This is a genomic window from endosymbiont of Lamellibrachia barhami (assembly GCF_011947365.2).
Lineage (GTDB): Bacteria > Pseudomonadota > Gammaproteobacteria > Chromatiales > Chromatiaceae > QGON01.
In genome coordinates this window covers 3,415,030-3,440,832 of record NZ_JAAVSH020000001.1, presented here as the reverse complement: position 1 = coordinate 3,440,832, position 25,803 = coordinate 3,415,030, and the positions used below count along the sequence as shown (strand labels likewise).

Genomic DNA, 25,803 nt, shown 5'->3' with positions numbered 1-25,803 from the left:
CATGCTGACGGATCAGATTTCCCAATCAGCAAACGGTGGCGTCCCATCAACCGGGGATCAATACAGGATTTCCCCAAAGTGCTTGATCATTGGGAGTTTGATATGGGCAGCGCTAACAATCGTTTTTCCCCGTCTCTGCATTACTTCGCAGAGGCTTGCATAGTCCTCTGCCTTTTCCTGGGGTATCTCACTCCGACATTCTCTGAAACCGCTATTCAGGATGGCGCCATCCCTATTAACCAGTTGCGTGCTGCCCAGCAGAAGGAACTGGATACACTGCGTGAGCGTTATCGAAATCAGGCAAATCAAGGGGGTGCCGACCAAGATGCCCTCTTTGACCGCTACCTATCCGATCGAAAACGGGTCCAGGACAAACACAACCGGCTGGATACCCGTAACCAGCGCGTAGATGAGATGATCAAACAGACCGGCGCCGCGCAGACCGGAAGCAATACCAAGGACGTGCGGGCCGATGTCGATACTGCAGGCCACACGGACCAGATCGACGAGAAGATGATCGATGAGTTGAAACGCCGCGGTCATGATGTCGATACCAGCAATCCCAGCAAGGTGGTCGATCATACGGACGATCATGTCTACTGGCGCAAGGAGACCGCTGCGGGGAACAAGGCCAAGGAGACCGATTTCGACTCCTTCAAGACTCCCGGCGGGCGTGATGCCACCGGCAATCTCGGGGAGGTGAGGGATGCGCGGGGCGAAGGGATCGACCACTCATCCAAATTTCATCATGGTCGCGCGGACGGTGACCTGAAGACCATGGGCAAGTCGGTGTCGAAGATGGACAAGGCGTCGGACCGGGCCAGGTATGACGAGGGCAAAGGCGCTTTTGTCAAAGATCAGGGGGAGTTCAGACGTTCGCTGGCACAGCATCCCGACCCAGAGATGAGGGAACTGGCTAAGATCGACCCGAAAACCGGAAAATCCCAGGCTGACACGCTGGTCGACCAGGCAAAGGCATTTCAGAAATATGGTGATCCGGTGACCGCAGGCATCGCCGATCTGGGTGATTCGCCGGAGGTTCAGGCGCAAAAGGTAAAAGAGTGGCAAAAGAAATCCAACAAGTACATGGATGCGGCGGAGCAGAGGGCGAATCGTCGTGGAGATGTCCGGGACAAGGTGAGGGAAAACGTCGAACAGTCCTATCGCAACGCAAACAGTGCCGATCCGGCGGAAAGAGATTGGAACAGAAATGCTGCCGATGACATCGATAACAATCGGCGGCGTGTACGAGAGGGCAACGAGGTCGGCGATAGATTTCTCAGTGGCGAGAAACGCAGGAAGACGGCTGATGAGACCTACAGCGGCGGCTGGAAAGATCGGGGAGAGCCGGCCAAGGGCGCGATCCCGGATGATGAGTTGCAGCGGCGGCTCGGCGCGGCGGAACAGAGTGCCAACGCGAAGCGGTCGGGGGGGATCGATGGACCGGATGGAGCTGCCCCGAGAACGGGGATCTCAAGTGACGGTGATTTGCCTGCGAGTGGAATAGGCGCAAGAAGAGGCCAGGGTATCCCAGACCCGGATCTCCCCTCTGCTGGCAGACGGCCGTCCTGGGCTGACAGTCCGACCGATGTGGTGGTTGTGGGCAAGAGAGGCAAGGCCAAGGTGACTGCCATCGATGGCCGCAGGCCCAAGCCAAAAACCAACGTTGTGGGCGCCGTCGGTGCGGGTGTGGAAGCGGGCCTGCAGATGGGCGAGGCCACGGCGCGAAAGCTGGGTGAGGTACTGGATCGCTCCGACCAGACCGTCACCGGGAAGGATTTGGCGGACATCGTCAAAGAGGGCTCGGGATATGAGCCGATGCGCAAAGCGGTGGAAGATACCCGGTTGCGGCAGCGCATCAAAAAGATCGAACTGGAAAATAAGATTCGTGATCTGGAGAAGAAGCCGGGGCCGCTGACTGCTGCGGAACAGGGTGAACTGGGCCGATTGAAACAGCAGGCCGCCAATACCGACACGACCACCTCGAATTTGCAGGATCTGAGCCAGCAGATGCTGGTCGACCCCAACAAGGAGATCATCGGCCGTCGGATGGGTGAGATGGAGGCGCAGGCCAAGGCGGAGGGGCGCAAAGCGGAGTTCTTGCGGGACGGTTTGCCTGCCATGGGGAAGGCCGGGGCCGAAGTGGTTGGAAACGCTGTCGGAATCGGGGCGGCGGCCAATATGGCGGCCGAGATGGAGACCTTTGATGAACGCTCCGACTGGTCGGCACAGAAAAATGCCATGGTGCAGCACCTTAACGACAAAGCGCGCTGGGCGGACAAGCGAAACCGCAAGGCGACGGCGGAGTTGGAAGGCATCCTCTTCTCTGGCAATGCAAACAGCCCGGAGAACCAGCAACGCATCGAACAACTACTGGGCGAGATAGCAGCCAACCAGGCGGAGATGAACAAGATCGTCGCCATCGCCAATGGCAACCTGAAGGAAGTCGATCCGAAAAAGCTCGCTACGATCCGGGGCTTGGCTGGCAGCCAACCCGATCCTGTTGCCATGCGCGACTATGCCCGGCAGATGAGTGAAGGGGAGAGGCAGAAGGCGGAAGAGGAAGAATCCTGGCTCGACAAGGAGAAAAAACGCAAACAGGCCCGCCGTGCCGAGGAGAAAAAACAGAAGCAAGCGGAGGAGGAAAAGGCCCGTCTGGCCGGGAAGGAAAAGCAGAGAGAGGCGGAGACCGATGACGGTTGGGGCAGCGCCGAGAGCGGTTACGGTGAGGAGGCGCCAAAGACAGCAGCCTCAGACGAAGATGCACTCACTGACAAGATCACCGATATCATGCTCTCCGAGCCGGATCCGGAAAGGCGGAAGGAACTTATCCGCCAGGCCATTCGGGATGCCGTCGGTGGTCAGCAGGGTGGCGCTGATGGCGGCGCATGGGGCGACGGCGGATACGAGCAGGCCAGTCCGGCGGAGCAGTATGTCAGCGCCATCATGGCCGCCAATGCCGATGGCGATTTCCAGCGGGCAATGCGTCTGGCCAACCAGGCCCGTGACGCCGACCCGGAGCATGACTGGCTGAAACAGAACTACGGCACCATCCAGCTGCTGGCGGAACGTGATAAACGCTATCGGGATGCCATCCAAAACGCGATCAGCAATCTGGAGCGCGGCAATGTCGATGAGAGCATCAGTGCGCTCAAGAGGGCGATGCAGAATGCCTCGACCCGGCTTGGCCAGGACAAGATGGCTCGTAGCCTGCTGGAGGATGCCAAACGGATCGCCCGGATGAAGCGCGAGGAAGCCATTGAACGGGCGCGTCTGGAAGGGGAGCGGAGCGCTTATGAGCGGGAACGCGAACGGGCGCGTTATGAACAACGCCGGGAAGAGAACAGACGTTCGGCGCAAGCATTGAGAGGTGTCTTGATGGGTGTTCTGGGGGAGGTTAGTAAGGCGAAGGCAGCACGCAGTACTGGTACTTCAAACCCGAATCCTTATTCCGATGACATTTTTCAGCGCAAGGTGCGTGAGAACCAACGCAAATATGGCGACTTGATGAAAAAGTACGAGCAGAGCCATCGCCAAAATCTCCATACTGCGCCCAAGACACCCAGACGGCAATCCGTCAACAACGCAAATGCGGGGTGGGCAACCAAGTCGTCACAGCCCGCAGCCAAGACCAAGTCGTCGGGATTCGACAAATGGGAAGGCGACTTCAGCAGTCAATGCGACGGCAAGGCGCCGGGCGTCTACTCGTTCGGAGAGTGTTTCGAGCATACTGACTTTTGATGACACAAGGCAGCCAGCTGCCACGCCTGAATAATCGAGTTGTCAGGGTTCGATAGTGAACCTTACCAGTCGGCTGGTGCAACCGGTCTGGATGCAGACCTCGCCTTTGTAAGTATAGCTGCCTGGTGTTGCCTGCGGCAAGGATCTTCTGGCGGAAGCTGGTCGCGTACTTCCACTTACCAGGTTTCCTGTCGTTCTTTAGGATAACCCGGCAGAGCGCGCAGGTGAACAGCAGGCTGCGAGATTATACTGTGACCTCTATTATATACGGTTCGCTTTCCACTACGCTGGTCAGCATCAGCTTGAGGGTCTCGCCGTGTCTGATACGGGACGGATTCACTCCCGTTTCGAATTGCCGGATGGCAGGTTGGGCAATCGCCAAGGCAGGAGTCAGAGCGGACGTGGGGGCGGCTGTCAGCGTCGGTTGTTGTGGGGGCGCCGGCAGTGCAGTCTCCACCTCTTTGCTGTCCGCATTGGTTTATGCGAAATCGGATGGTTGAGCGGGTCAGCAGATCTTCGACGTTTGCCACCGTGGCAGTCTGGTCAGTCCATTTTGCGTGGGCCGCGGTCCATGCATGGCCCAGTTTTCCAAGTGGACAGTCTCGATGATGATATGGCCCGTCTTGTTTTGTTCGGTCTTGTATTCCACGAACAAATACCATGTCGACTCGCACCATCCACATCGGTGATGCGGCGCTATTAACGGGCCAGCAGCTGTTTGTGTTTCTCCGCGTTCTTCAGACATTTTTCGCGCTGATGGGGTGTGGTGAAGCAATAGTGCGTCGGTTTCCCATGTAGATACGCAGTTGATTGGTCCAGTCGGTGCGGAACACGAACTCGTGTCCGACAAAATGCCTTTTCAGTTCTGTCATCCTGTCTTTTGTCACGAGAGGCTTCGGGAGACCACACCCCTGCAATATCAACGTGAAGATGAGAAGAATAATAGCCAATCCATAATATTTATGCCGATCATTCATGACGTGCCTTCTTATACTGCTGGGTCCGATAAATAGGCGCGATGCGCGACAGCATGCCCAAGTGGTGCAGGGTCGCAGTTGCTGACCGGCCTCACTTAGGGTTCGATAGTGAACCGTACCAGTCGACTGCTACAACCAGCGGGGATGCAGACCTCACCCTTGTAAGTATAGGTACCTGGTGTTGCCCGCGACGGGATCTTCTGGCGGAAGCTGGTCGCATGCTTCCCGCTACTGCGGGTTTCCTGTCGTTCTTTGGGATAACCCGGCAGAGCCTTGCTGTTGAAGACCAGGTTGCGTGATTCGGTTACCTGCACCGGCTCCCCGTCGGCCGCGTCGATGGTGTAATCGAGTTGCAGTTTCAAGACCTCTCCGTGCCTGACACGGGATGGTGTTGCGGTTACGGTGAGGCGGGAAATCGATGGTTCAGCCATCTGTGCCGGGGCTGGTGCGACGGGCGCAACGGGAGTCAGTTCCGGCTGGGTCGGTGGTGTCGGCAGCGCAGCAGGGATCTCAGCGGCATCCGTTTCCGTCTTATCAAGGAACTTGATGGTTGCGTTAGTGAGCTGATCTTCGACCCAGGCCACGGTGGCCACCTGGTTCGTCATGTCTTCATAGAATTCACTACCCCAAGAATCTTTGTTGGGGGTGCTTATTCTGAGGATGCCTCTGTTGCCTTGCTGATTTTTGAAATAGAGCGCCAGTGCATGGTACGTCCACGGCCTGGCATCGGTGAAGGTGGCAACGTCTCCTCCACGCGCCTGAAACTTGCCGATCTTCTGCTGCTCTTTCTTATCATGTGGGGATTGGTTGTAATGGGTGGCATACCAGTGAACCGGCTTGCCTTTGTAAATAACCATTTTGGAGTGCCAATCCGTTTGAAAAACAAACTCCCGCCCGACAAAGGCGAGCCTGAGTTTGTCCATGTGCCCATTTGTCAGTTTGATCTTTGATGCGCCTGCGCCGCAGGCACTCAGCAGCAGACCGGAGAGGATAAGTGCCATGACGTTGAGGAAGCTACGTTGAAAACGATATCTGTCAGACAGGGTATTGGCGTTGGGTTGGGAGATAGTTCCGTTCATTTTCCGTCCTTCCGGCCTGGTCATTGGGTCAATGGATAGATAGCAGGTGATGTTGGAGAAAAACTATACCATTTGTGGGGCAGAACGACAGGGGGCGAGATCGCCTGCTACTCTCTCTTTACGTTGTGAAAGAGAGGGGTAGCGAAAGCGAAGAGTCCGAGAATGATAACCAGTGCCGGGTCCCGATCCCGCATCTGACCTCCAGGGATGGAGGAAATGCAGAAAGAGTGCAGCGGCAATCTCTGCCATGCAGTCGTGTGTCCTTGGTGTGCTTCGTGGTTAAAACAGTATTTCTTGCTGGACACAAGTCAGGGTCTTTTCAGTCGTCCAGGCGAAAGCCGATCTTCACGGTTACCTGCCAGTGGGCCACCTTGCCATCCTGGATATGGCCACGGGTCTCGACTACCTCGAACCAGTTCATACTATGGACTGACTTACCGGCGCGTTTAATGGCATTGCGGATTGCCGCGTCGCTGCTTTTGGTGGAAGAACCCACCACTTCGATCTTTTTGTAGACATGGTCACTCATTGTGATACTCCTTGATTGGGGTTTGATTTTTCTATATCTGTAGCTCCAGCTTCTTTTTCAGCAGATAGAGCTGTTCCAGGGCCTCTCTGGGTGAGAAATCATCGGGATCGATCTCGCGCAGCATATCAAGTGCGGGAGACGCCTGGGGTTCCGCTGCAAACAGAGGCAGCTGGTTCTGTTGTTGGTCCGCGTGTTGCTGGGCTGCCTGTTCCAGCTCCAGTAATCGCTGCCGGGCACGTTTTATCACGCCCTTGGGGACCCCCGCCAGCGCGGCAACCTGCAGGCCGTAACTCTGATTTGCGGGACCCTCCCGCACAGCGTGCAGAAAGACAATGGAGTCGCCATGTTCCACCGCATCCAGATGTACGTTGGCGATGCCGGGATACTCATCGGGCAGGGTGGTCAGTTCAAAGTAGTGGGTGGCGAAGAGGGTAAAGGCGCGGATGCGTGTCGCCAACTCGACGCCGCAGGCCCAGGCGAGGGAGAGTCCGTCGAAGGTGGAGGTGCCGCGTCCGATCTCATCCATCAACACCAGGCTCTGCTCGGAGGCGTTGTGCAGGATGTTTGCGGTCTCCTCCATCTCCACCATAAAGGTGGAACGTCCACCGGCAAGGTCGTCCGACGCGCCGATGCGGGAGAAGATGCGGTCGATGGGACCGAGGCTGGCCGCCTTTGCCGGTACGAAACTCCCCGCATAGGCCAACAGCGTGATGATGGCGATCTGCCGCATGTAGGTCGATTTGCCGCCCATGTTGGGACCGGTGATGATCAGGATGCGGCGTTTCTCGTCGAAGCGCACGTTGTTGGCAACGAAGGGCGTGCTGCTGACCTGCTCAACGACCGGGTGGCGGCCATCCAGGATCTCAAGGCCAGGTTCCCGGTTCAGCTCCGGTTGGCGCAGGTCGAGGGTCTCGGCCCGTTCCGCCAGATTACAGAGAACATCCAGGGCGGCGAGGCCCTCAGCACAGTTTTGCAGGGGTTGGAGGTACTCGGCCAGTTGATCCAGCAGTTTGGCGTAGAGCGACTTCTCCCGCGCCAGTGAGCGTTCTCTGGCACTGAGTACCTGATCCTCGAACTTCTTCAGTTCCGGGGTGATGAAACGTTCTGCTGACTTCAGCGTTTGGCGACGGACGTAATCCTCCGGCGCCTTGTCCGATTGAAGACGGCTGATCTCGATGTAGTAGCCGTGTACCCGGTTGTAGCTGACCTTGAGGTTGTTGATGCCGGTGCGCTGCCGTTCCCGCTGCTCCAGGTCGAGCAGAAACTGGTCGGCATTCTGTGACAGGTTGCGCAGTCGGTCGAGTTCCTCGTCATAGCCTTCCGCCAGCACACCGCCATCGCGGATCAGCATCGGCGGTTGTTCGATGATGGCCCGTTGCAGCAGGTCGTGAACCTCTGGATGTTTGCCGATCTTATCCGACAGAATCCCTGGCAGGGGCGAGGTGAGTGGTGTCAACTGCTGCTGCAGCTCGGGCAGGGTTCCAAGGGCGTCCCGCAGCACACTGAGATCCCGCGGACGTGCGCTCTTCAGTGCAACCCTGGCGAGGATTCGTTCGATGTCGCCGATACCCTGCAGCGTCTCCTGCAGGGCGGGAAAGCCACGTTGGTTGAGTAATTCGTCGATCGCGGCGTGACGCTCGGAGACTGCGCCGGCATCCCGCAGGGGTCGATTGATCCAGCGCCGCAGCATGCGGCTGCCCATCGGTGTGGCGGTGCGATCCATGATCCCCACCAAAGTGTGTTGGGGCTGGTTCGACAGGGAGTGGTCGAAAATGCTGGCGGAGTCAGGTCGCGTTCACAAAGGAACCCGTCGGGCCAATCATTTTATATATAGATCCACACATACCGGGAAAAGGCGATGGCCAAAAATACAGTGTCGGAACCCTTGAAAACAGTGACGTTGAGTAAGCCCATCCCGTCATTAGATCGGCCTATCCTCCTTTGAAATGATGGCCCGAAAATGTACAACCACATCAGGATAAGCGGGACGGCATGAGCAACCATTTTTGAATCTCCCCAGGACGCTGAGGCGCGCCTACTATGACACGCCATCGATGAAATGGATCTGGAGAGCCGCGTGGCCGTTTTGGGGAGAGAATCTGATGGGGAGTTCTCTGTCTGCTGCCCACTGTCACCTGCTCAGAAGGACTGGAGGCGATACGTAAAACCTGAGAACACATATTGAGCAGGGATAGTGCTCGACATGGAAGTCAAACTTATTTAAGTTTGGATAAAGCAGATGATATTGCCATCCATCTGATCAAAGAGATGGTCAAAATTCCCGATGCTCCGGAAACTCAGCCGGTTTACGCCACCAATATCTACCGCCGTGGGGGGGATGGCTGGCGTATTCTGATGCACCAGAACAGCCCGACTCCACCGGCACAAGGAATTATTCCCCCCACCATGCAGCGGTAACGGTTTATTTCGCCGTCATGGAAAACCATAAACTCGTTCTCCCTGAACACCTCAACCACTACGGCTACCTGTTTGGTGGCAACCTGCTCAAGTGGGTCGACGAGTGCGCCTGGATTGCTGCCAGTCTGGAGCATCCTGGGTGTAAATTCGTCACCATTGGCATGGAAAACCTGGCTTTCAAAAAGAGTATCAAATTGGGCACTATCCTCCGCTTCGATGTCAGAAGAACGGGGAGCGGCAACACCTCCGTCCATTATCAGGTGGATGTCTTCGCGGACAATCTGGAGACGGGGGCAGAGGCGTCCGTCTTCTCCACCAGCGTCACTTTTGTCTGCCTGAACGATGCTGGGGATAAAACACCTGTTTCACAGCAGTAGAGGGCCGCATCTACAACGGATTGTCCGATCCGCAAGCTTGATCGGGCCTACAGCAGATTAAAAACATCAGCCTGTTTCCGATTCAGTTCCGTTACCGGGCAGTGACTCTTTGAAAACAGGCAGATCCGGTCCCTGCTCCTCTTCCAATTCCACTTTTTCGATCTTCTGGAAGCGACGGCTGATCTTTTTTGCCGAGATATTCACATCGTTGACATCGCGATTTGCCAAATCAATATGCACAGCAAGTTTGTCCATACGTTCCTGAAAACGGCCGAAATCTTTGGAAAGCGCCTGTAGATGGCGCTGAATAACGTGTACCTGTTCGCGGGTGGCGGCATCTTTCAATACAGCCCTTGCGGTGGTCAGTACCGCCATCATGGTGGTGGGTGAAACCAGCCAGACGCGTTTGCGATAGGCATCCTCCACCAAGTCGGGGAAGTGGGCATGGATCTCGGCAAACACAGCCTCCGCCGGGATGAACATCACCGCACCGTCTGCGGTCTCCCCTGCAATGATGTATTTGCTGGCGATGTCATCGATATGTTTGCGGATATCCTGACGAAACTGACGTTTTGCCTGATTGCGGTCGGCTTCTGACAGCGCGGTATCCTGCATGCGTTGGTATGCCTCTAACGGAAACTTGGCATCGATCACCACATTGCCCGTGGGATCAGGCAGAAACAGCATACAATCTGCCCGCTTGCCGTTACCCAGGGTGTGTTGCAGTGAAAATCCAGACTCCGGCATCACATTGCGCACCAAGGCGTTAAGCTGAACCTCACCGAAGGCACCGCGGGAACGTTTATCTGAAAGGATCTCCTGCAGGCTGACCACATTGCTCGAAAGCTCGGTGATCTTTTTCTGCGCCTCGTCTATGCGCGTCAGGTGGATGAGCACCTTGGAAAAGGTCTCCGTCGTCTTCTCAAAACCTTCGTTGAGCCGTTTTTCAACCTGGCCACTGATCTCTTTCAGCCGCTGGTCGGTAGTTTCGGCCAGCGCCTGAACCCGCTTACCAAGATCGTCCGCATGCTGGATCAGCGCCTCCCCCACCTGTTTGCGCACCTCCGTCATGCCATTGTGCAGCGCCTCCTGCTGCGCCTTCATTGCATCCAGCTGACGCTCATCAAATGCCTGGCGGTGACTGACCAGCGACTGAGAAAGCGCCTCTTTCAGTTCCATCAGTTTCTCATGCTGGGCCAAACGTCCCCCATGCAAGCTGCTGGCAACGGTGGTCTGTAGCTGTTCAAAACGTTCCAGCAGTTCCACACGCAGACGACCCGCATCACCAGTCAAGGTCTGTTGCATCTCACCGAAACGGCGTTCGAGTCCTTGGTAGAGCTTGTCCGAACGCTCCAACATCTGTTGTTGCAGCACATGCAGTGAGCGTTGTTGGGCCATGGCGCCCTTGGCTATTCGATCTCCCAGATCCTGACTGGTCTGGGAGAGTTCGCGCAGCAACACCCGCTCCTGTTCCCGCAGGCGTTCATCGCTCTGCCGATGGCGACCCTCCTGCGTCTGCGCCAGGACCAGTTGATGTTCCAGGATTTTCCACAACCAGCGCAGCACCATGAACAGCATGGATATCAACAGCAACGATATGGCCAGGGCGGCCTGCTGCCATGAGGGAAGTTGTAACAGTGTCTCCATAACCCAGACTATACCGGATCAGGGAACTCATTGGGTGAGCCTGCGCCGCTGCCCAATTCAGCTAGCGGCGACTTTCCTTTCAACGATATCGAGCAGGGAGATGATACGCAGAGAAAGTGGATCAACCTGACGGAGCAACTGTGCTGCCTCTGCCTCACTACCCGCATTTTTCTTCTGCACGATCTGTTTGATCAGCTCATGCATCGCGGCATGGGGTGCCTCCAACTCACGCATTTCAGGAATCTCGCCGTAGCGGGACAGGCCTTCCGAGTCGTACCACTTACCAAGAACGCAGTCATGATGAGATACTGCCTCGTTTTGGTTCAGAGATGTTTGCCCATCAAGAAAACCCTGCAATCTTGCCTTCCAGGCCAGATGGGCCGATTTAGCCGCTTCGAAATCGATGGTGACAGCGCCGGATATTTTGAACTGGCTGATCGCCTGCTGCAGCCCGGACGCCCGCTTCCCCAAATCATTGATAATTGTTCTGGTCTGGCGGGCATGGCCAGCCGTTTCCCGACTGGAGTCACTGATAAGAACCACATTTCTATTGATCTCATCCGCCACCGTATGCTGCTGTTCAGCAGCAGTGGCGATCTGAGTATTCATGGAATTAATCGTGGAGACCGCCTCGGAGATGGAGACCAGAGAGTGCCTGGCCCGCTCCACCTGCTCAAGATTCTGTTCTGCTGTCTTCGTACCCGATTTCATCACAGCGGCAGCCTCTCGTGCACCTGCCTGCAATCGTACGATCATACCTTCGATCTCAACAGTGGATTGTTGTGTGCGCGTCGCCAGCCCTCTGACCTCATCCGCCACCACGGCGAAACCACGCCCCTGCTCACCGGCCCTCGCCGCTTCGATTGCCGCGTTGAGCGCCAACAGGTTGGTCTGTTCAGCAATCGACTTGATGACATCGAGAATCTGACTGATCTCCGCACTGTCATCCTCTACTTTCAGGATGGAATCGGCGGCCATTTCCACCTCATTCGCTAACCGCTTGATGGAGGAGACAGTCTCCTCCATGATCTCTCGACCATGTCCTGCTTCGCTATCCGCCGACTGTGCGGACTCACGGGCAGTTTGTGCACTATCCGCCACCTCACCGATGGAGATAGACATCTGATGCACCGCAGTCGCGACCTGCTGAGTGCGGCCTTCCTGTTCGATCACCTCACTGCTGATCACCGCCGTAATCTCCGACGTTTCGACCACGCCGCCAATCACCATGCTGGTGGATTCTGCCGTCTCTCGTACCAGACCCTGAATCTTATCCACGAAGCGGTTGAAGCTGCTCGTCAGGAGACCAATCTCATCACTGCCGCCGCACACCATTCGCCGTGTCAGATCACTGTCGCCACTGGCGATTTCATCCATCATGCCTGCTGCATGACGTAGCGGCACCGAGACCATACGGCTGATGACAATCGCAATCAGCAAACCGATTATCAGGCCGCTCACCAGCAGGATAAGGACCAGTCGGTTGGTGCTTTCCGCCTCGGCCAACAGATCATTACTGGTCTCATGTATCGCAGTTTTCTGGCGTTCGACCAGGTCATTCACCTTGGCTTCGATGGTCTTGAAGATCGGGCTTAGCTGACTCTTGATCAGCCACACATCGGTTCGCCAGCGGTCGCTGCCATGGATCTCGACCATCTTTTTCTGGGCTTGATCTAAGGCTGCATAGTCAGTAATGAACTGTTCAAGCGCCTCCTCTTCCTCAAAGGTGAGTGCTTCACCATAGGCTGAGACCTTGTCTATCAATTCTCCCGCCCTCTCCATATAGAGCGCCAGATTCTCCAGTTGCGCCTGGTTGCGGAATGCCAGGTACCCCCGGATGCTGCCCATCACGGTGGACCAGCTGTAGCGGAGATCATTGATCAGGGAAAACAGCTCCAACCTGGAAGTGTCTTCTGTATCCTGCGATGCCTCCAACTCGGAATCGATCATCTGTGTCGCCAACTGCAGCAAACTCTGGTTCAGGGGGTTGACGAATTGATTGGCATAAGCGATACCGGGAAAGTTCTTCTCATTGTCCGCAGCGGCGGCCAACAGCTCATTCTGCACTACGGAGGAGTTTTCCAGTTCAGCAGCAATCGCCTCCACCAACACCTTCGCAGCGGGATCACTGGAGACGGATGGCAGGGATTTGAGGTTTTGCAGCGTTTGGCTAACCGCGTTCATCTTTCGTTCAAATACAGTGAGATGACCTGGTTCTTTGCTCAGCAGATAAAATCCCAGCGCACCGTATGCGTTGTGCAGTTGTGTCGCCAGCTCCACCGACAGCAGTGCCGTGGGCTGCCGCTCTTCTACCACCTCGAAAACGGCATGTCGAACCTTCTGAAGACTGAACAAGGTCAACCCTGAGGTAATCGCCAGCATCCCCAGGACAACGGCAAACCCAAAGAGTATTTTGTGGCTGATCTGGATTTTCGATAAAAAAAGTTTCATATTCGTTTTTTTGGTAAAGATTTGTCGGACAATAGTTGCGACTGAAGAAAAGTGGCGCCAAACCCAAATAACCGCATGAGCCGATGGGAATCTCCTTTTTTACTGTGTTCCCTTCCATCTCTCCCTTACTCTTATCGGCCCATTCACCCACTTCTTTAGCCGGACATGTAAAAAAACCCTGATACTCTCGTGGGTTAGCCGAAAAACAGCGACAAAAACACCCCGTGACAGGAGATGTCGGCACATGAATTTGCAACCAGCGACCACTCGATATACCTTTCCCATCCCTTTTCAACATCCATCTGTCCTATGAGAATTCACCTGAAAACCCTCGGCTGCCGCCTCAACGAAGCGGAACTGGAAACCTGGAGACGCGACTTCGTCGACTTGGGTCATCAGTTGACCAACAGTCCGGAACAGGCGGAGCTCTTGGTAGTGAACACCTGTGCAGTCACTGAAGAAGCCGTACGGAAATCACGCAAGCTACTCAACCGCGCCAATAGGGCCAATCCAAACGCCAGGCTGGTAGTCAGCGGCTGTTACGCCTCTCTGGACCCCACTGCCACGGCCCAGGTGGAGGGTGTTGATCTGGTTATCGGCAACCAGGACAAGGAACGACTGGTCGAGATTGTCGGCCGGGAACTGAACCTGAACGTGATGCCGGAGAACGTCACCGAGCCGGCGGCAACCGGACTGCTGGCTAGGGGCCGCCAACGCGCCTTCATCAAGGTACAGGATGGCTGCCGTTATCGCTGCACCTTCTGCATCGTGACTCAGGCCAGAGGTGAAGAGCGCAGCCGTCCGCAATTGGAGATCATCGAAGAGATCAACCAACTGCATGATGACGGCATTCAGGAGGTAGTCCTGACCGGGGTCCATATCGGGGGTTATGGCAGCGACAGGGACTCCGATCTGTCCAGCCTGATACGCCAGATACTGGCGGAAACCGATATTCCCCGCCTGCGCATCGGCTCGGTCGAGCCCTGGGATCTGCCGAAAAGCTTCTGGGATCTGTTCACCGATCCCCGTTTTATGCCACACCTGCATCTGCCGCTGCAGAGTGGCTCCGACAGTGTATTGCGCCGCATGGCCCGCCGTTGTAAAATCGATGAGTATGCCCTGCTGGTGGAGCTGGCTCGCAGCAGGGTAGAGGATCTGAACATTACCACCGATATCATCGTCGGTTTTCCCGGTGAAACCGACAAAGAGTGGCAGCAAACGCTGGACTATGTGCAGCGGATCGGCTTCGGCCACCTGCACATCTTCGCCTACTCAGCGCGTAACGGCACCAAAGCAGCTCAACTCACCAATCCAGTCAGCCGGAATCTTAAACGCGTCCGCAGCGATGCCCTGCATCAGCTTGGAGAAGAGATGAAACGGCAAACCCTGGAGACCTATATCGGCCGTACCCTGCCGGTGCTGGTGGAGGGTAGCGGAGAAAACGGCTGGGGCGGGTACACCCCCAACTACCTGAGGGTGGCTATCGATGCGCATGCTGATGCGCCGTTGGAGAATAAGATTATCGACATCCGCATCATAGGATTAACAGATACCGGCGACCGGCTGACCGGTGAATGGGATCGGCCATAGGGTTCAGCGAAAGCTTAATTTTAGTATTTATTCAGCGTAATCCAGGTAACTTTACAGCCCTTTGTCCACCTCCATCTGCTGCTGCAAATCCAGACTATTGACGAGATAAGCGACAGATATCCCCAGCTTTCGCGACCAGCCTAATTCTACTCGCCAGGGTTCTCCCTCCAACTGCCAGACATGGAGTGCAGTTGCCTCACCACGACGTATTGCACCAATCTTTCCCGCTGTGCTGCGAACGTAGGTGGGATATTGGCTCTGGTCTACTGATTTGCCGTATTTTCCCTGTAAACGACGTTTAAAGTCTTTGAAAGCGACTTGGGTGGCCGGTTCATAAGTGCGCAGCACCTTGTAAATCGTCCCCTTGAACGCCATGACATAGATCTTGTCTCGATCCACGGAATAGATCACCCCGGATCGCTCACCCCACTGCTGCGGCTCTCTCTGAATTGCCCGCTTTGTAAGCTGGTTGTTCATGCTCCCGCCCAGACAGAAATCGCCGAAGACCTCCCGGATACAGCGCTCTTCAGCAGACTCTGCATAACCCACCAACGGCAACAGCAGAAGAGTGGGAAACAGCAGTTTCGAACGGATTGTTGATTTTCTCATTATCCCGCCTTATTCATGGTGGCATCACGATCCGTCAGCCTGACCTTGCGCACAAGCGCAAGGCGCATGATGATTGAAGGAGAGTACTGAAATTCTTAATATCCCGCGGTTATGAATAAAATCAGACTCGCCGCCTCTATAATATCTGCTAGTCTTCGGTCGGAGAAGATGCAATTAGCGGATCCGCTACACTTGATCCCCTCATTCACCCTTCGCGCCTGCAGATTCTTGTAGGCCGGATCAAGCGTAGCGGATCCGGCAAGCAATAACCAACGATTCAGAAACCACCCGTTGTTTGAGAACAGATAAATGCCGGATACTAAACCCACTCTACTGCTGGTCGACGATGAACCTGCAAACATTACGGTGCTCATGCACCTGCTTAAAAAGGACTATCGACTGACTGCAGCCAGAAACGGACTGGAAGCGCTGGAACGGGTGAAAAGCCAGCCTATGCCCGACCTGGTCCTGTTGGACATCATGATGCCCGGAATGGATGGCTATGAAGTCTGTCAACGGCTCAAGGCTGATGAGACGACCCGTGAGATACCGGTGATCTTTATCACCGCAATGGGTGAAGAGAGTGATCAGACACGGGGACTGGCACTGGGCGCCGTCGATTACATTACCAAACCTATATCCACTGCGATCGTCCTTGCAAGGGTAAAGACACACCTCACACTGAAACAGGCAAGGGAGGCATTGGCGAACCAAAACCAGATTCTGGAAGAGCGGGTCAAGGCCAGGACCAAAGAACTCGCAATGGCCAAAGACACCACCATTCTTGCCATGGCGACCCTGGCGGAGACCCGTGACAATGAGACAGGTAACCATATTCGACGCACTCAACACTATGTCAAGGCATTGGCCGAAGAGTTGAAAAAACAACCCAACTTTGCCCCTCTCCTGACGAATGACTATATCGAGCAGCTCTACAAATCGGCTCCACTGCACGATATCGGCAAAGTAGGCATCCGCGACAGCATCCTTCTGAAACCGGGGAAGCTGACTGAGGAGGAGTTCGAAGAGATGAAGAACCACACCATTTATGGAAGAGACGCCATCATCGAGGCAGAAAAACTACAGGGAAATCCCGACTCATCCTTCCTCCAGATTGCCCGTGAAATCGCCTACGGCCACCATGAAAAGTGGGATGGTAGCGGTTATCCGAACGGTCTCTCCGGAGAGGAAATTCCCTTTTCCGGACGCCTGATGGCGGTCGCTGACGTCTATGATGCCCTGATCTCAAAAAGGGTATATAAACCCGCTTTTTCTCACGAAAAATCCAGCGATATCATCCGCAAAGGCCGCGGCTTCCATTTTGACCCGGAAGTCGTGGATGCCTTCGAGCGTATCAACGATGCGTTCCATTCAATCGCCAGGAAATTTGCCAACTAGTCTCCCTCTAGAGATGACACAAAAAAAGGGCTGACGAAATATCATCAACCCTTTCCGGGACCAGCCGTCACCGCTCCATGCGGTCCCAGCTGACGTAGTTGCGCTACTTACTTTTCCTTGCTTTTGGAACCTTCGCTTCGCTCTCCCTGGCGCGCAGCGACAGTAATCATCTTTTAAAACAAGCAATTACGAAACATTTCCTGATTGTTGCGATTTCTCAATGCGCCGACAACTCTGCATATGGTCAAATATCACCAAGTCAGGCGGGGTGGATTCAGGCAGCAAGCCCCACCCATCCAGGCTTATCTCCTCCATCCTCCTTTGGTATATACCGCTTCAGGCTTTTCTGAAGCGGTTTTTTTTCGCCCATTATTTAGATAAACCCGACCGCCTTCTAGCGACCATACTGCATAACCCGATGCCGCAGCCGTCCGGAAAGATCCTCTTCCACCTGATCCCATCTAAATCGCCACTGCCAGTTTCCCTCGGTGGTCCCTGGAGTATTCATGCGATGATCCCGTCCCAGGCTCAATACATCCTGCATCGGTAAAATCGCCATATTGGCGCAGGATGACAAAGCACATCGAATCAGCGGCCAGGGCATGATCTCCCGTGATCGTCCCAGATAATTGTCTACCTGCTCCCTTTCAGCATCATCCAGACTGTTATACCAGCCAAGGCTGGTATCATTGTCGTGGGTGCCGGTATAGACCACTGAATCCCTTGTGTGTCTGAACGGGAGGTACGGGTTGTCTGCCCCCCCGGAGAAGGCAAACTGCAGAATCTTCATACCTGGCAAGCCGTGACTTTTTCTCAATGCATCTACCTCTGGTGTGATGATCCCCAGATCTTCTGCCACCAACTGCAGGTGCGGCAGCGCCTCATATAATTTCTTGAACAGCTTTTCACCGGGGGCGGGAACCCATCTGCCGTTGATTGCCGTCTCCTCCGTTGCCGGGATCTCCCAATAGGCCTCAAAACCACGAAAATGGTCAATACGGATCAGATCGCAAAGCGCCGATTGGGTCTCCATGCGTTCTATCCAGAACGAAAAACCATCCTCTTCCATCTGTTCCCACAGATAGAGCGGGTTGCCCCAACGCTGTCCGGTTTCGGAGAAATAGTCCGGCGGTACGCCTGCTACCACCCGGGGCTGCCCGTTCTCCAACAGATCAAACATCGCGCGATGAGACCAGACTTCCGCACTGTCATGAGCGACGAAGATCGGCACATCACCGAACAGAAGGATGCCGCGTTCGTTGGCGTAGGACTTCAGGCGAAACCACTGACGGAAAAAGAGAAACTGTTCGAAACGGGTAGTTTGAATCTGGTCGCACAGGCGGGCTCTGGCTTCAGCCAAAGCCTGTGGATTTCGGTCCCGCAGAGGTGCCAGCCATTCCCACCAACATCCACCTTGTTCCGAATGGAGTGCCTGGAACAGACAGTAGTCGTCCAGCCAATGGCCCTGCTCGCCACAGAAACGATCGAGTTCGGCTCTGTCTTCATCAGAAGCCCTATCCTTGAACCCCTCCCAGGCGAGGCTGAGAGCGAAGGCGCGTCCATCGTCGGAGAAGCTATTTTCTTCCAGTGGCAACTCATCCAGCCAACCCTCCTCTATCACGAGTTCAAGGCTGATAAAACGAGGATTGCCTGCATGAACAGAACTGCTCTGATAGGGTGAACCGTCAGCCTGGGTCGGACCTACCGGCAGTATCTGCCAAACTGTCATCCCTGCCGCATGGAGAAAGTCAACAAATCGATAGGCATGACTGCCAAGATTCCCAACCTTTCCGGGGCCTGGCAGTGAACTAATGTGCAACAATATCCCGGCCCGACGGCGACCCAATACCCCGGACAGGCTTTCGCCGCCATCGGTCTGGCTATAATCCATACTACTTATCCTTTTAGGCGACTGCCGGAATTTGAAATGGGATCAGTCGTTTTTTTTCATCACGCCGCCAAGCGCAGGATCACCGCTGCCCTTGGTAAACACCTCTCCAAGATAGGCGGGTTCATTGATGCCCAATAGCTCATAGAGGTGGGAAAGTTGGCGACGAAAGAGACTCTCGAAATCACTCACAGTGCCACTGGGGTTGTAGTCACCAAACCACCAGAACCAGTCAGACCCTTCACAGATAGCCAGTTGCCGCTCAAGTTCCTCCATCTGCTGCGCAGAAAAGTCACCATCAGCAACTGTCTGATCATAGGCTATTTTTGCATCCCCCAACATGTCCCAGGCCCGGTTCTTGTCATGATCGCCGATCCAGGTCGAAAAGGTGCCATAGACCCAACTTCCGGCAACCAGTTTTGGAAGCCTTGGAGAGGGCTTTGTCTGCTGCGCAAGAGACTCGGAAAATGTGGTTAGCTCGAAACGTGGATGGTTCGACAGCCGGTCATACATGGCGTTCAGAAAGTAACTGCCATTATGGGGGTAATACTCCCAGGCATTTTCCCCGTCCATGATGATGGAGACCACCGCATTGGGATTATCCCCGCAGGCGTTGGCGATATTCTCCAAATGGTTGATCAGATCTCCAACTGCGTCATCGGCGTGCCAGTCACCATAGGTAAAACCGATCAGATCAGAGAGTCCGTCATCCCGGAAAAACATGTTCAGACCGCCTTCCCGAACCCGGTAGGGAGTATGGACCCAGTTTTCGGGCATATGATCACCTTCACTGCTGACAGAGAGGCTGTTATGCAATACTTGCTGACCGGTCGCGGCCCAGAGAAACCCCTCCTCTTCCAGCAGTTTGAGCGTTACTTCACTCACCGCACCCTCCGACGGCCAACATCCGGCAGGCGAGAAGCCAAAGTGCTTCTTAAACACTTCAACGCCTTTACGTACATGCCAGCGCGCCCTCGCTTCCCCGCCCGGATAGCTTTTCAGCTCGGGCATTTCCGCATAGGGCATCGCCTCTTTGGTTGACTCAATATCGATCAACAAAGGCACGATCGGGTGAGCATAGGGGGTGACGGAGAGTTCCACCTGCCCATTTTCAGCCAGTTTGCGATAACGCTCTGTTACCCGGGTCAACTCTTCACCGATCAACTCCACCAAGCGACGCCGGTCACTGATATCATAACCGTACCCCTTACTCTGCAATGAACGAATGCGAATATCGTTGAGTCGTACGCACTCACCCACCCAGGCCAGGTGATACCAGACAAGAAGATCCACCATGAAGTGATCGTTCAGATAGGGTATGAGCGTATCCTCCTCCAACACTTTGGAGGCAAGATCAGCCAGCCGGGAATAGTGCTTGAAACGCTGGATCAAGCGACGTTCATTGGCACGCAGGCAGGCTGAAACCAGCTCCTTGCGGGAATCTTGGTCCACCGGAAGTCCCGGCCCAGCAAGCGCCGCCAGCAGTGGGTCGCGGATCAGTGTTCCGAACTCCAGCCAGGCTTTGATCTGACCCGCATAGTCGTCGATCTGCTCCAGCAGAACCGGGGCAAAATTCACCACCGCCTTCGACTTTGGATTGTGCTCCAGGTGGGCCGCCATATCCGCATAGTCTTTGATGCCGTGCAGATAGACCCAGGGAAGATGGTAGTCACTATGCTCCGGTCCCTTGTAGTAGGGCTGATGCATATGCCAGCAGAAGACCACCTTCAACCGGTTCTTACTCTCACTCATGATTGATTTTTCTCGTTATCGTACGTGATGAATGCTCTGCCCCAGCATCTCCGGCGTTACCAATACCACACCACCATCAGATACCAGGAAACGTTCCGCATCAGCGACGGCATCTTCGCCAATGATAGTGCCCTCGGGAATCTCACAACCCCGATCGATGACTGCTTTACGAATACTGCAGTTGCGCCCAATATTGACATCAGGCAGCACCACCGAATCCTCCACTGAAGTGTAGGAGTTGACCCTGACGTTGGAAAACAGCAGGGAGTTTCTCACGATCGCCCCGGAGATAACGCAGCCGCCCGAGACCATCGAATCCACGGCCATGCCACGCCGCTCTTCATCATCAAAAACAAATTTTGCCGGCGGCAGTTGCTCCTGATAGGTCCAGATGGGCCAGCTCCGGTCATACAGGTTCAGCGGCGGGGTCACGCCGATCAGTTCCAGATTGGCTGACCAGAACGCATCGATGGTGCCCACGTCGCGCCAATAGGCCTGTTTCCCGCTCTCCACATCCTTGAACTGGTAGGCCATGATACGGTACTTTTCGATGACTCTCGGGATAATGTCCTTACCGAAGTCATGGGAAGAATCCGGTGTATCCGCATCCTTTATCAGTTGCTCAAAGAGGAACTTGGTGTTGAAGACATAGATACCCATGGAGGCCAAAGCCACATCGTCCCGCCCCGGCATGTGCTGGGGATTGTCCGGCTTCTCAGCGAACTCGAGGATGCGGTACTCCTCGTCGACGCTCATTACGCCGAACTCTTTTGCCGTTTCCAGATCCACCTCGATACAACCCACCGTCATGTCAGCGCCTGTCTCAACGTGTTCCGCCACCATGGTGCCGTAATCCATCTTGTAGATGTGATCGCCTGCCAGGATCAACACATACTCCGGTGCGTGACTGCGCAAAATATCCAGATTCTGGTAGACCGCGTCAGCAGTCCCCTCATACCAACTGCTTTCGATGCGCTGCTGAGCCGGGAGCAGCTCCACGAACTCGCCAAACTCGCCCCGCAGAAATCCCCAACCGCGTTGGATGTGCAGAATCAGGGAGTGAGCCTTGTACTGAGTCAGTACACCAATGCGGCGAATACCGGAATTAATACAATTTGACAGTGGAAAATCCACAATCCGAAACTTCCCCCCGAAAGGAACCGAAGGCTTGGAGCGCCATTGGGTCAGATTTTTCAGGCGTGAACCCCGTCCTCCCGCCAAAATGAGTGCCAGTGTGTTCCTCGTCAGGCGACTGACAAAACGTGGATTTTGGTCGGACATAAAACTACCCTCCGTGACCTTCAGCAGATAACAACAACAGCGACCGATAAAGCCCCGCATCGACGCTGCCTTATGGTACCATCATGTTCCCTCGACGCGTAGCCGTTACTGTCCGGAATGAAGTTGATGAAACAGTCTCACGCCCAGAATATCTCCGAACCTCTGCAGCGAATCCTGGAAGCCAGGCACCACGATCCATTTGAAGTCCTCGGTAGGCATGTCGAGGGGGATTCCACAGTCTTCAGAGTATTTCAGCCACGGGCTCGCCGCGTCCGGCTAGGCGACGCTGAAACAGAATTGCAACGTATCGAGGGTACTGATCTTTTCGAGGGCCGCTTCAATACAGCAGACTTACCGGAGCGCATTGAAGTCATTTGGGCGGATGAGTACGGCGTCGAACAGCAACACTACGACCCCTACTGTTTCACACCTCAGTTACAGGATTTCGATGTCCACCTTTTCGGCGAGGGGCGGCATCGCCACGCCTATCGTTTTCTCGGCGCCCATCCCCATGAGGCCGATGAGATTCCCGGCATCCTGTTCGCCGTTTGGGCGCCCAATGCCGAACGCATCTCCATCGTCGGTGACTTCAACCAGTGGGATGGACGCGTATATCCGATGCGCGCGCGTGGCGGTTCCGGTATCTGGGAGCTGTTTATTCCCGGGTTGGCTACCGGGGCCTTCTATAAATTCGAGGTTCGCGCCCAGGATGGCGACATCTCGCTGCGCACCGACCCCTACGGCAACCACTTCCAGATGCGCCCCGAGACCGCCGCCGTGGTCATGGCGGACTCAGAGTATCAGTGGGAAGATGAAGACTGGATTGAAGCGCGTGAAAAACGCAACTGGCAACAGTCACCCATGTCAGTCTATGAAGTGCACCTCGGCTCCTGGCAGAAAGACATCGATGGTGGATTCCTTAACTACCGGAAACTGGCCCATCGGCTCTGCGACCATATCAAAGAGACTGGTTTCACCCATGTGGAACTGCTGCCGATTACCGAACACCCTTTCGACGGTTCCTGGGGCTATCAGACGACCGGCTACTTCGCCCCGACCAGCCGTTTCGGCACACCGGACGATTTCCGCTATTTCATCGATCATCTGCACAAAAACAGTATTGGTGTGATCCTGGACTGGGTGCCCGCCCACTTTCCCCGCGACCGGCATGCGCTGGCGCAATTCGACGGCTCAGCGCTCTACGAACATGAGGATCCCCGTCGGGGTGAGCACCGGGACTGGGGCACTCTAATCTTCAATTTTGGTCGAAATGAGGTGCGTAACTTCTTGATATCCAGTGCAATCTACTGGATGGAAGAGTTCCACCTCGATGGCTTGCGGGTCGACGCCGTCGCCTCTATGCTCTACCTCGACTACTCGCGGGAACCCGGCGACTGGCTCCCCAACGAGTATGGCGGAAGAGAAAATCTTGAAGCCGTCGACTTCATGCGGGAACTCAACAGCACCACCCACGAACTCCACCCCGGCACTCTGATGATCGCCGAGGAGTCAACCGCCTGGCCCCAGGTTTCGCGCCCCACCTGGTTGGGAGGCCTGGGTTTTAGCATGAAGTGGAACATGGGCTGGATGCACGACACGCTCTCCTATTTATCGAAAGATCCGGTCTACCGTCACTACCATCACGACCTGCTGACCTTCGGTCTACTCTATGCTTTTACCGAGAACTTCGTCCTGCCCTTCTCCCACGACGAGGTTGTGCATGGCAAAGGCTCAATGATCAACAAGATGCCAGGGGACGAGTGGCAGAAATTCGCCGCCTTGCGACTGCTCTACACTTACATGTTCACCTATCCCGGCAAGAAGCTACTCTTCATGGGTAGCGAATTCGCTCAGGCACGGGAGTGGAACGACGACGAGGCGCTGGACTGGTTCCTGCTTGATCATCCGTTTCACAACGGGGTAAAGACCCTCATTTCCGATCTGAACCATCTCTACCAGGAACAAACCTCTCTGCATCAGGTGGAGTTTGAAGAGGGGGGGTTCGAATGGATCGACTGTAATGACAGTTCGCAGTCAGTATTGAGTTATCTGCGCAAAAGCCCCGACGGCAACGTCGCAGTCATCATACTCAACTTCACCCCGATTCCCCGGGAAAACTACCGCATCGGTCTCAGCCGCGCGGGTAACTACCGCGAGGTATTGAATTCCGATTCAGCGTTCTACGGCGGCAGCAATGTGGGGAATGGCGGAGTCATCAGCGCTGAAGAAGTGAGCTGGATGGGAAGGGACTACTCCGCCTCGCTGACGCTGCCTCCGCTGGGTGCGGTGGTATTGCGGCTGGAAGTATAGGGTGTAGGCCCGATCAAGCGTAGCGGATCGGGCAAATTGTAATGATATGCCCATGGGGTTGCCGGTTCCGCTGCGCTTGAACCGGCCTACGGCCAAGTCGCTATTTGCGGTTGCGCATCCGGTGCCGCCGAAAGTAGTCGATCAAACCGCGGGTGGAACTGTCGTGTACCGCATTCACTTCCTCATCCATCAACTCAGGCAGAATCACGTTCGCCAGTTGCTTGCCCAACTCCACACCCCACTGGTCGAAGGAGTTCACCCGCCAGACCACCCCCTGCACGAAGATCTTGTGTTCGTAAAGCGCGATCAGTGAACCAAGACGCGACGGGGTAATCCTGTCCAGCAGTAGCGTGTTGGTGGGACGGTTGCCGGGAAAAATCTTGTGGGGCAGAAGCTCGACAATCTGCTCAGCACTCATTCCGGCTGCCTCCATCTCCTCACGGGCCTCGGTGCGGGTCTTCCCCTTCATCAACGCTTCGGTCTGGGCAAAAAAATTGGCCAGCAACATCTCGTGATGCTCTCCAGCCTCATTATGGCTGTTGATCGGCGCGATGAAATCGCAGGGAACCATCTGGGTGCCCTGGTGAATCAACTGATAGAAGGCGTGCTGGCCATCGGTTCCTGCAGTCCCCCAAACCACAGGTCCGGTGCTGTAGGTGACGGGTCTGCCGAAACGCGTCACCCGCTTGCCGTTACTCTCCATGTCCGCCTGCTGCAGATAATCGGGCAGCAGGCGCAGATACTCGTCATACGGCAGGATGGCGCAGGTCTTCGCTTTGGCGAAGTTGGCATACCAGATACCGAGCAACGCCAAGATTACCGGCATGTTTTCAGAGAGATCCGCATGCAGAAAATGCTCATCCATCTCATGCGCACCATCCAGGAGTTCATTGAACCCCTCCATACCAATGGCAAGGGCGATCGGCAGACCGATGGCAGACCAGAGTGAGTAACGTCCACCAACCCAATCCCAGAATTCGAACATATTGTCGGTATCGATACCGAACTCAGCCACCTTCTCTTCATTAGTGGAGATAGCAACAAAGTGGCGAGCCACCGCCGCTTCATCTTTCAGCGTCTCAAGCAACCAGCTGCGCGCTGTGGTGGCGTTACTGAGTGTCTCCTGAGTGGTAAAGGTCTTGGAGGCGACAATAAAGAGAGTGCTCTCCGGGTCGATATGTTTGGTCGCCTCGACGATATGGGTGCCATCTACGTTAGAGACGAAATGCACCCGCAGATCGGAGCGCTGGTAGTGTTTCAGCGCCTCGCAAACCATCTTTGGCCCCAGATTGGAACCACCGATACCAATATTGACCACATCGGTTATCTGCTTGCCGGTATACCCTTTCCACTCGCCGGAGCGCACCGATTCGGAGAACTGCGCCATCTTGTCCAGTACCGCGTTGACCTCCGGCATCACATCTTCGCCATCCGCCCATATTGGGCGGTTGCTGCGATTACGCAGAGCCACATGCAGTACGGCACGATCCTCGGTGATATTCAGCCTGTCTCCGGAAAACATCCTTCGGCGCCAGCCATCCAGATCGACCGACTCCGCCAGTTTGAGCAACAGATTCATGGTGGCTGGCGTGATCCGGTTCTTCGAGTAGTCAAGCAAGATGCCACAAGTTCGTAGCGACATCTGTTCTGATCGCTCCGGGTGATCATGAAAGAGATCTCGCATGCGAACAGGTGCCATCTCTTCCCAGTGCGCCTGCAGGGTTAACCACTCATCGGTGTGATTTATCTCGGTCAT

Annotated in this window: 19 protein-coding genes; 7 read left to right on the top strand and 12 right to left on the bottom strand. The window is 55.3% G+C overall.

Annotation, left to right across the window (positions count from 1 at the left end; all coding sequences use genetic code 11):
• Positions 1–102 precede the first annotated feature (102 nt).
• A complete protein-coding gene (locus tag G9Q73_RS15810; RefSeq protein ID WP_177420632.1) occupies positions 103–3,741 on the top strand; it encodes a coiled-coil domain-containing protein in 3,639 nt (1,212 codons plus the stop codon).
• 244 nt (positions 3,742–3,985) lie between these two features.
• Here the strand turns inward: G9Q73_RS15810 and G9Q73_RS15805 are convergent, their stop codons facing one another.
• The 5 genes from G9Q73_RS15805 to mutS all read right to left on the bottom strand — a co-directional run bounded on the left by G9Q73_RS15805 (position 3,986) and on the right by mutS (position 8,058).
• Complete coding sequence (locus tag G9Q73_RS15805) at positions 3,986–4,198, bottom strand: hypothetical protein (RefSeq protein WP_177420631.1); 213 nt, start codon at positions 4,196–4,198, stop codon at positions 3,986–3,988.
• A 280-nt stretch (positions 4,199–4,478) separates the two neighbouring features.
• Positions 4,479–4,613: a hypothetical protein gene (locus G9Q73_RS20070; protein ID WP_281397588.1), complete on the bottom strand. Its 135-nt coding sequence runs from the start codon at positions 4,611–4,613 to the stop codon at positions 4,479–4,481.
• 200 nt (positions 4,614–4,813) lie between these two features.
• Positions 4,814–5,797, bottom strand: coding sequence for a hypothetical protein (locus G9Q73_RS15800; protein WP_177420629.1), 984 nt, complete (start codon positions 5,795–5,797; stop codon positions 4,814–4,816).
• A 319-nt stretch (positions 5,798–6,116) separates the two neighbouring features.
• Positions 6,117–6,326 carry a dodecin gene (locus G9Q73_RS15795; RefSeq protein ID WP_177420628.1) on the bottom strand — a complete coding sequence of 70 codons (210 nt, stop codon included), beginning with the start codon at positions 6,324–6,326 and terminating at the stop codon, positions 6,117–6,119.
• A 31-nt stretch (positions 6,327–6,357) separates the two neighbouring features.
• A complete protein-coding gene (gene mutS / locus G9Q73_RS15790) occupies positions 6,358–8,058 on the bottom strand; it encodes a DNA mismatch repair protein MutS (protein WP_439654696.1) in 1,701 nt (566 codons plus the stop codon).
• A gap of 449 nt (positions 8,059–8,507) precedes the next feature.
• Between mutS and G9Q73_RS15785 the strand changes: the two genes are divergently transcribed.
• Together G9Q73_RS15785 and G9Q73_RS15780 are read left to right on the top strand one after the other, a co-directional pair.
• Entirely contained in the window at positions 8,508–8,744 is a 237-nt protein-coding gene (locus G9Q73_RS15785; RefSeq protein ID WP_177420626.1) for a Cif family virulence factor, read from the top strand.
• A gap of 17 nt (positions 8,745–8,761) precedes the next feature.
• Positions 8,762–9,121: an acyl-CoA thioesterase gene (locus G9Q73_RS15780; protein ID WP_177420625.1), complete on the top strand. Its 360-nt coding sequence runs from the start codon at positions 8,762–8,764 to the stop codon at positions 9,119–9,121.
• Positions 9,122–9,187: 66 nt separating this feature from the next.
• On the opposite strand, the gene G9Q73_RS15775 is transcribed toward G9Q73_RS15780, so the two are convergent.
• Both G9Q73_RS15775 and G9Q73_RS20065 read right to left on the bottom strand, forming a co-directional pair.
• Positions 9,188–10,768 (bottom strand): DNA recombination protein RmuC, encoded by a 1,581-nt coding sequence (locus G9Q73_RS15775; RefSeq protein ID WP_177420624.1) that lies wholly within the window; start codon positions 10,766–10,768, stop codon positions 9,188–9,190.
• A gap of 57 nt (positions 10,769–10,825) precedes the next feature.
• Positions 10,826–13,219 (bottom strand): methyl-accepting chemotaxis protein, encoded by a 2,394-nt coding sequence (locus G9Q73_RS20065; protein WP_177420623.1) that lies wholly within the window; start codon positions 13,217–13,219, stop codon positions 10,826–10,828.
• Positions 13,220–13,528: 309 nt separating this feature from the next.
• On the opposite strand from G9Q73_RS20065, the gene mtaB reads away from it, so the two are divergent.
• Entirely contained in the window at positions 13,529–14,809 is a 1,281-nt protein-coding gene (gene mtaB / locus G9Q73_RS15765) for a tRNA (N(6)-L-threonylcarbamoyladenosine(37)-C(2))-methylthiotransferase MtaB (RefSeq protein ID WP_177420622.1), read from the top strand.
• Between the two features lie 51 nt (positions 14,810–14,860).
• Here mtaB and G9Q73_RS15760 read toward each other — a convergent pair whose 3' ends face one another.
• Positions 14,861–15,418, bottom strand: coding sequence for a hypothetical protein (locus tag G9Q73_RS15760; RefSeq protein ID WP_177420621.1), 558 nt, complete (start codon positions 15,416–15,418; stop codon positions 14,861–14,863).
• A 309-nt stretch (positions 15,419–15,727) separates the two neighbouring features.
• On the opposite strand from G9Q73_RS15760, the gene G9Q73_RS15755 reads away from it, so the two are divergent.
• Complete coding sequence (locus tag G9Q73_RS15755) at positions 15,728–16,816, top strand: response regulator (RefSeq protein ID WP_177420620.1); 1,089 nt, start codon at positions 15,728–15,730, stop codon at positions 16,814–16,816.
• Positions 16,817–16,914: 98 nt separating this feature from the next.
• Positions 16,915–17,166 (top strand): hypothetical protein, encoded by a 252-nt coding sequence (locus G9Q73_RS15750; protein ID WP_178941527.1) that lies wholly within the window; start codon positions 16,915–16,917, stop codon positions 17,164–17,166.
• Positions 17,167–17,210: 44 nt separating this feature from the next.
• Here the strand turns inward: G9Q73_RS15750 and malQ are convergent, their stop codons facing one another.
• From malQ to glgC, 3 genes are read right to left on the bottom strand one after another with little or no spacing between them, the layout of a single operon-like run.
• A complete protein-coding gene (malQ, locus tag G9Q73_RS15745; RefSeq protein WP_177420619.1) occupies positions 17,211–18,707 on the bottom strand; it encodes a 4-alpha-glucanotransferase in 1,497 nt (498 codons plus the stop codon).
• Positions 18,708–18,749: 42 nt separating this feature from the next.
• Entirely contained in the window at positions 18,750–20,456 is a 1,707-nt protein-coding gene (locus tag G9Q73_RS15740; RefSeq protein WP_177420618.1) for a glycoside hydrolase family 57 protein, read from the bottom strand.
• 15 nt (positions 20,457–20,471) lie between these two features.
• Entirely contained in the window at positions 20,472–21,737 is a 1,266-nt protein-coding gene (gene glgC / locus G9Q73_RS15735; protein ID WP_177420617.1) for a glucose-1-phosphate adenylyltransferase, read from the bottom strand.
• 126 nt (positions 21,738–21,863) lie between these two features.
• On the opposite strand from glgC, the gene glgB reads away from it, so the two are divergent.
• Positions 21,864–24,047, top strand: a complete 2,184-nt coding sequence (gene glgB / locus G9Q73_RS15730; protein WP_177420616.1) for a 1,4-alpha-glucan branching protein GlgB — start codon at positions 21,864–21,866, stop codon at positions 24,045–24,047.
• A gap of 100 nt (positions 24,048–24,147) precedes the next feature.
• On the opposite strand, the gene pgi is transcribed toward glgB, so the two are convergent.
• Entirely contained in the window at positions 24,148–25,803 is a 1,656-nt protein-coding gene (pgi, locus tag G9Q73_RS15725) for a glucose-6-phosphate isomerase (RefSeq protein WP_177420615.1), read from the bottom strand.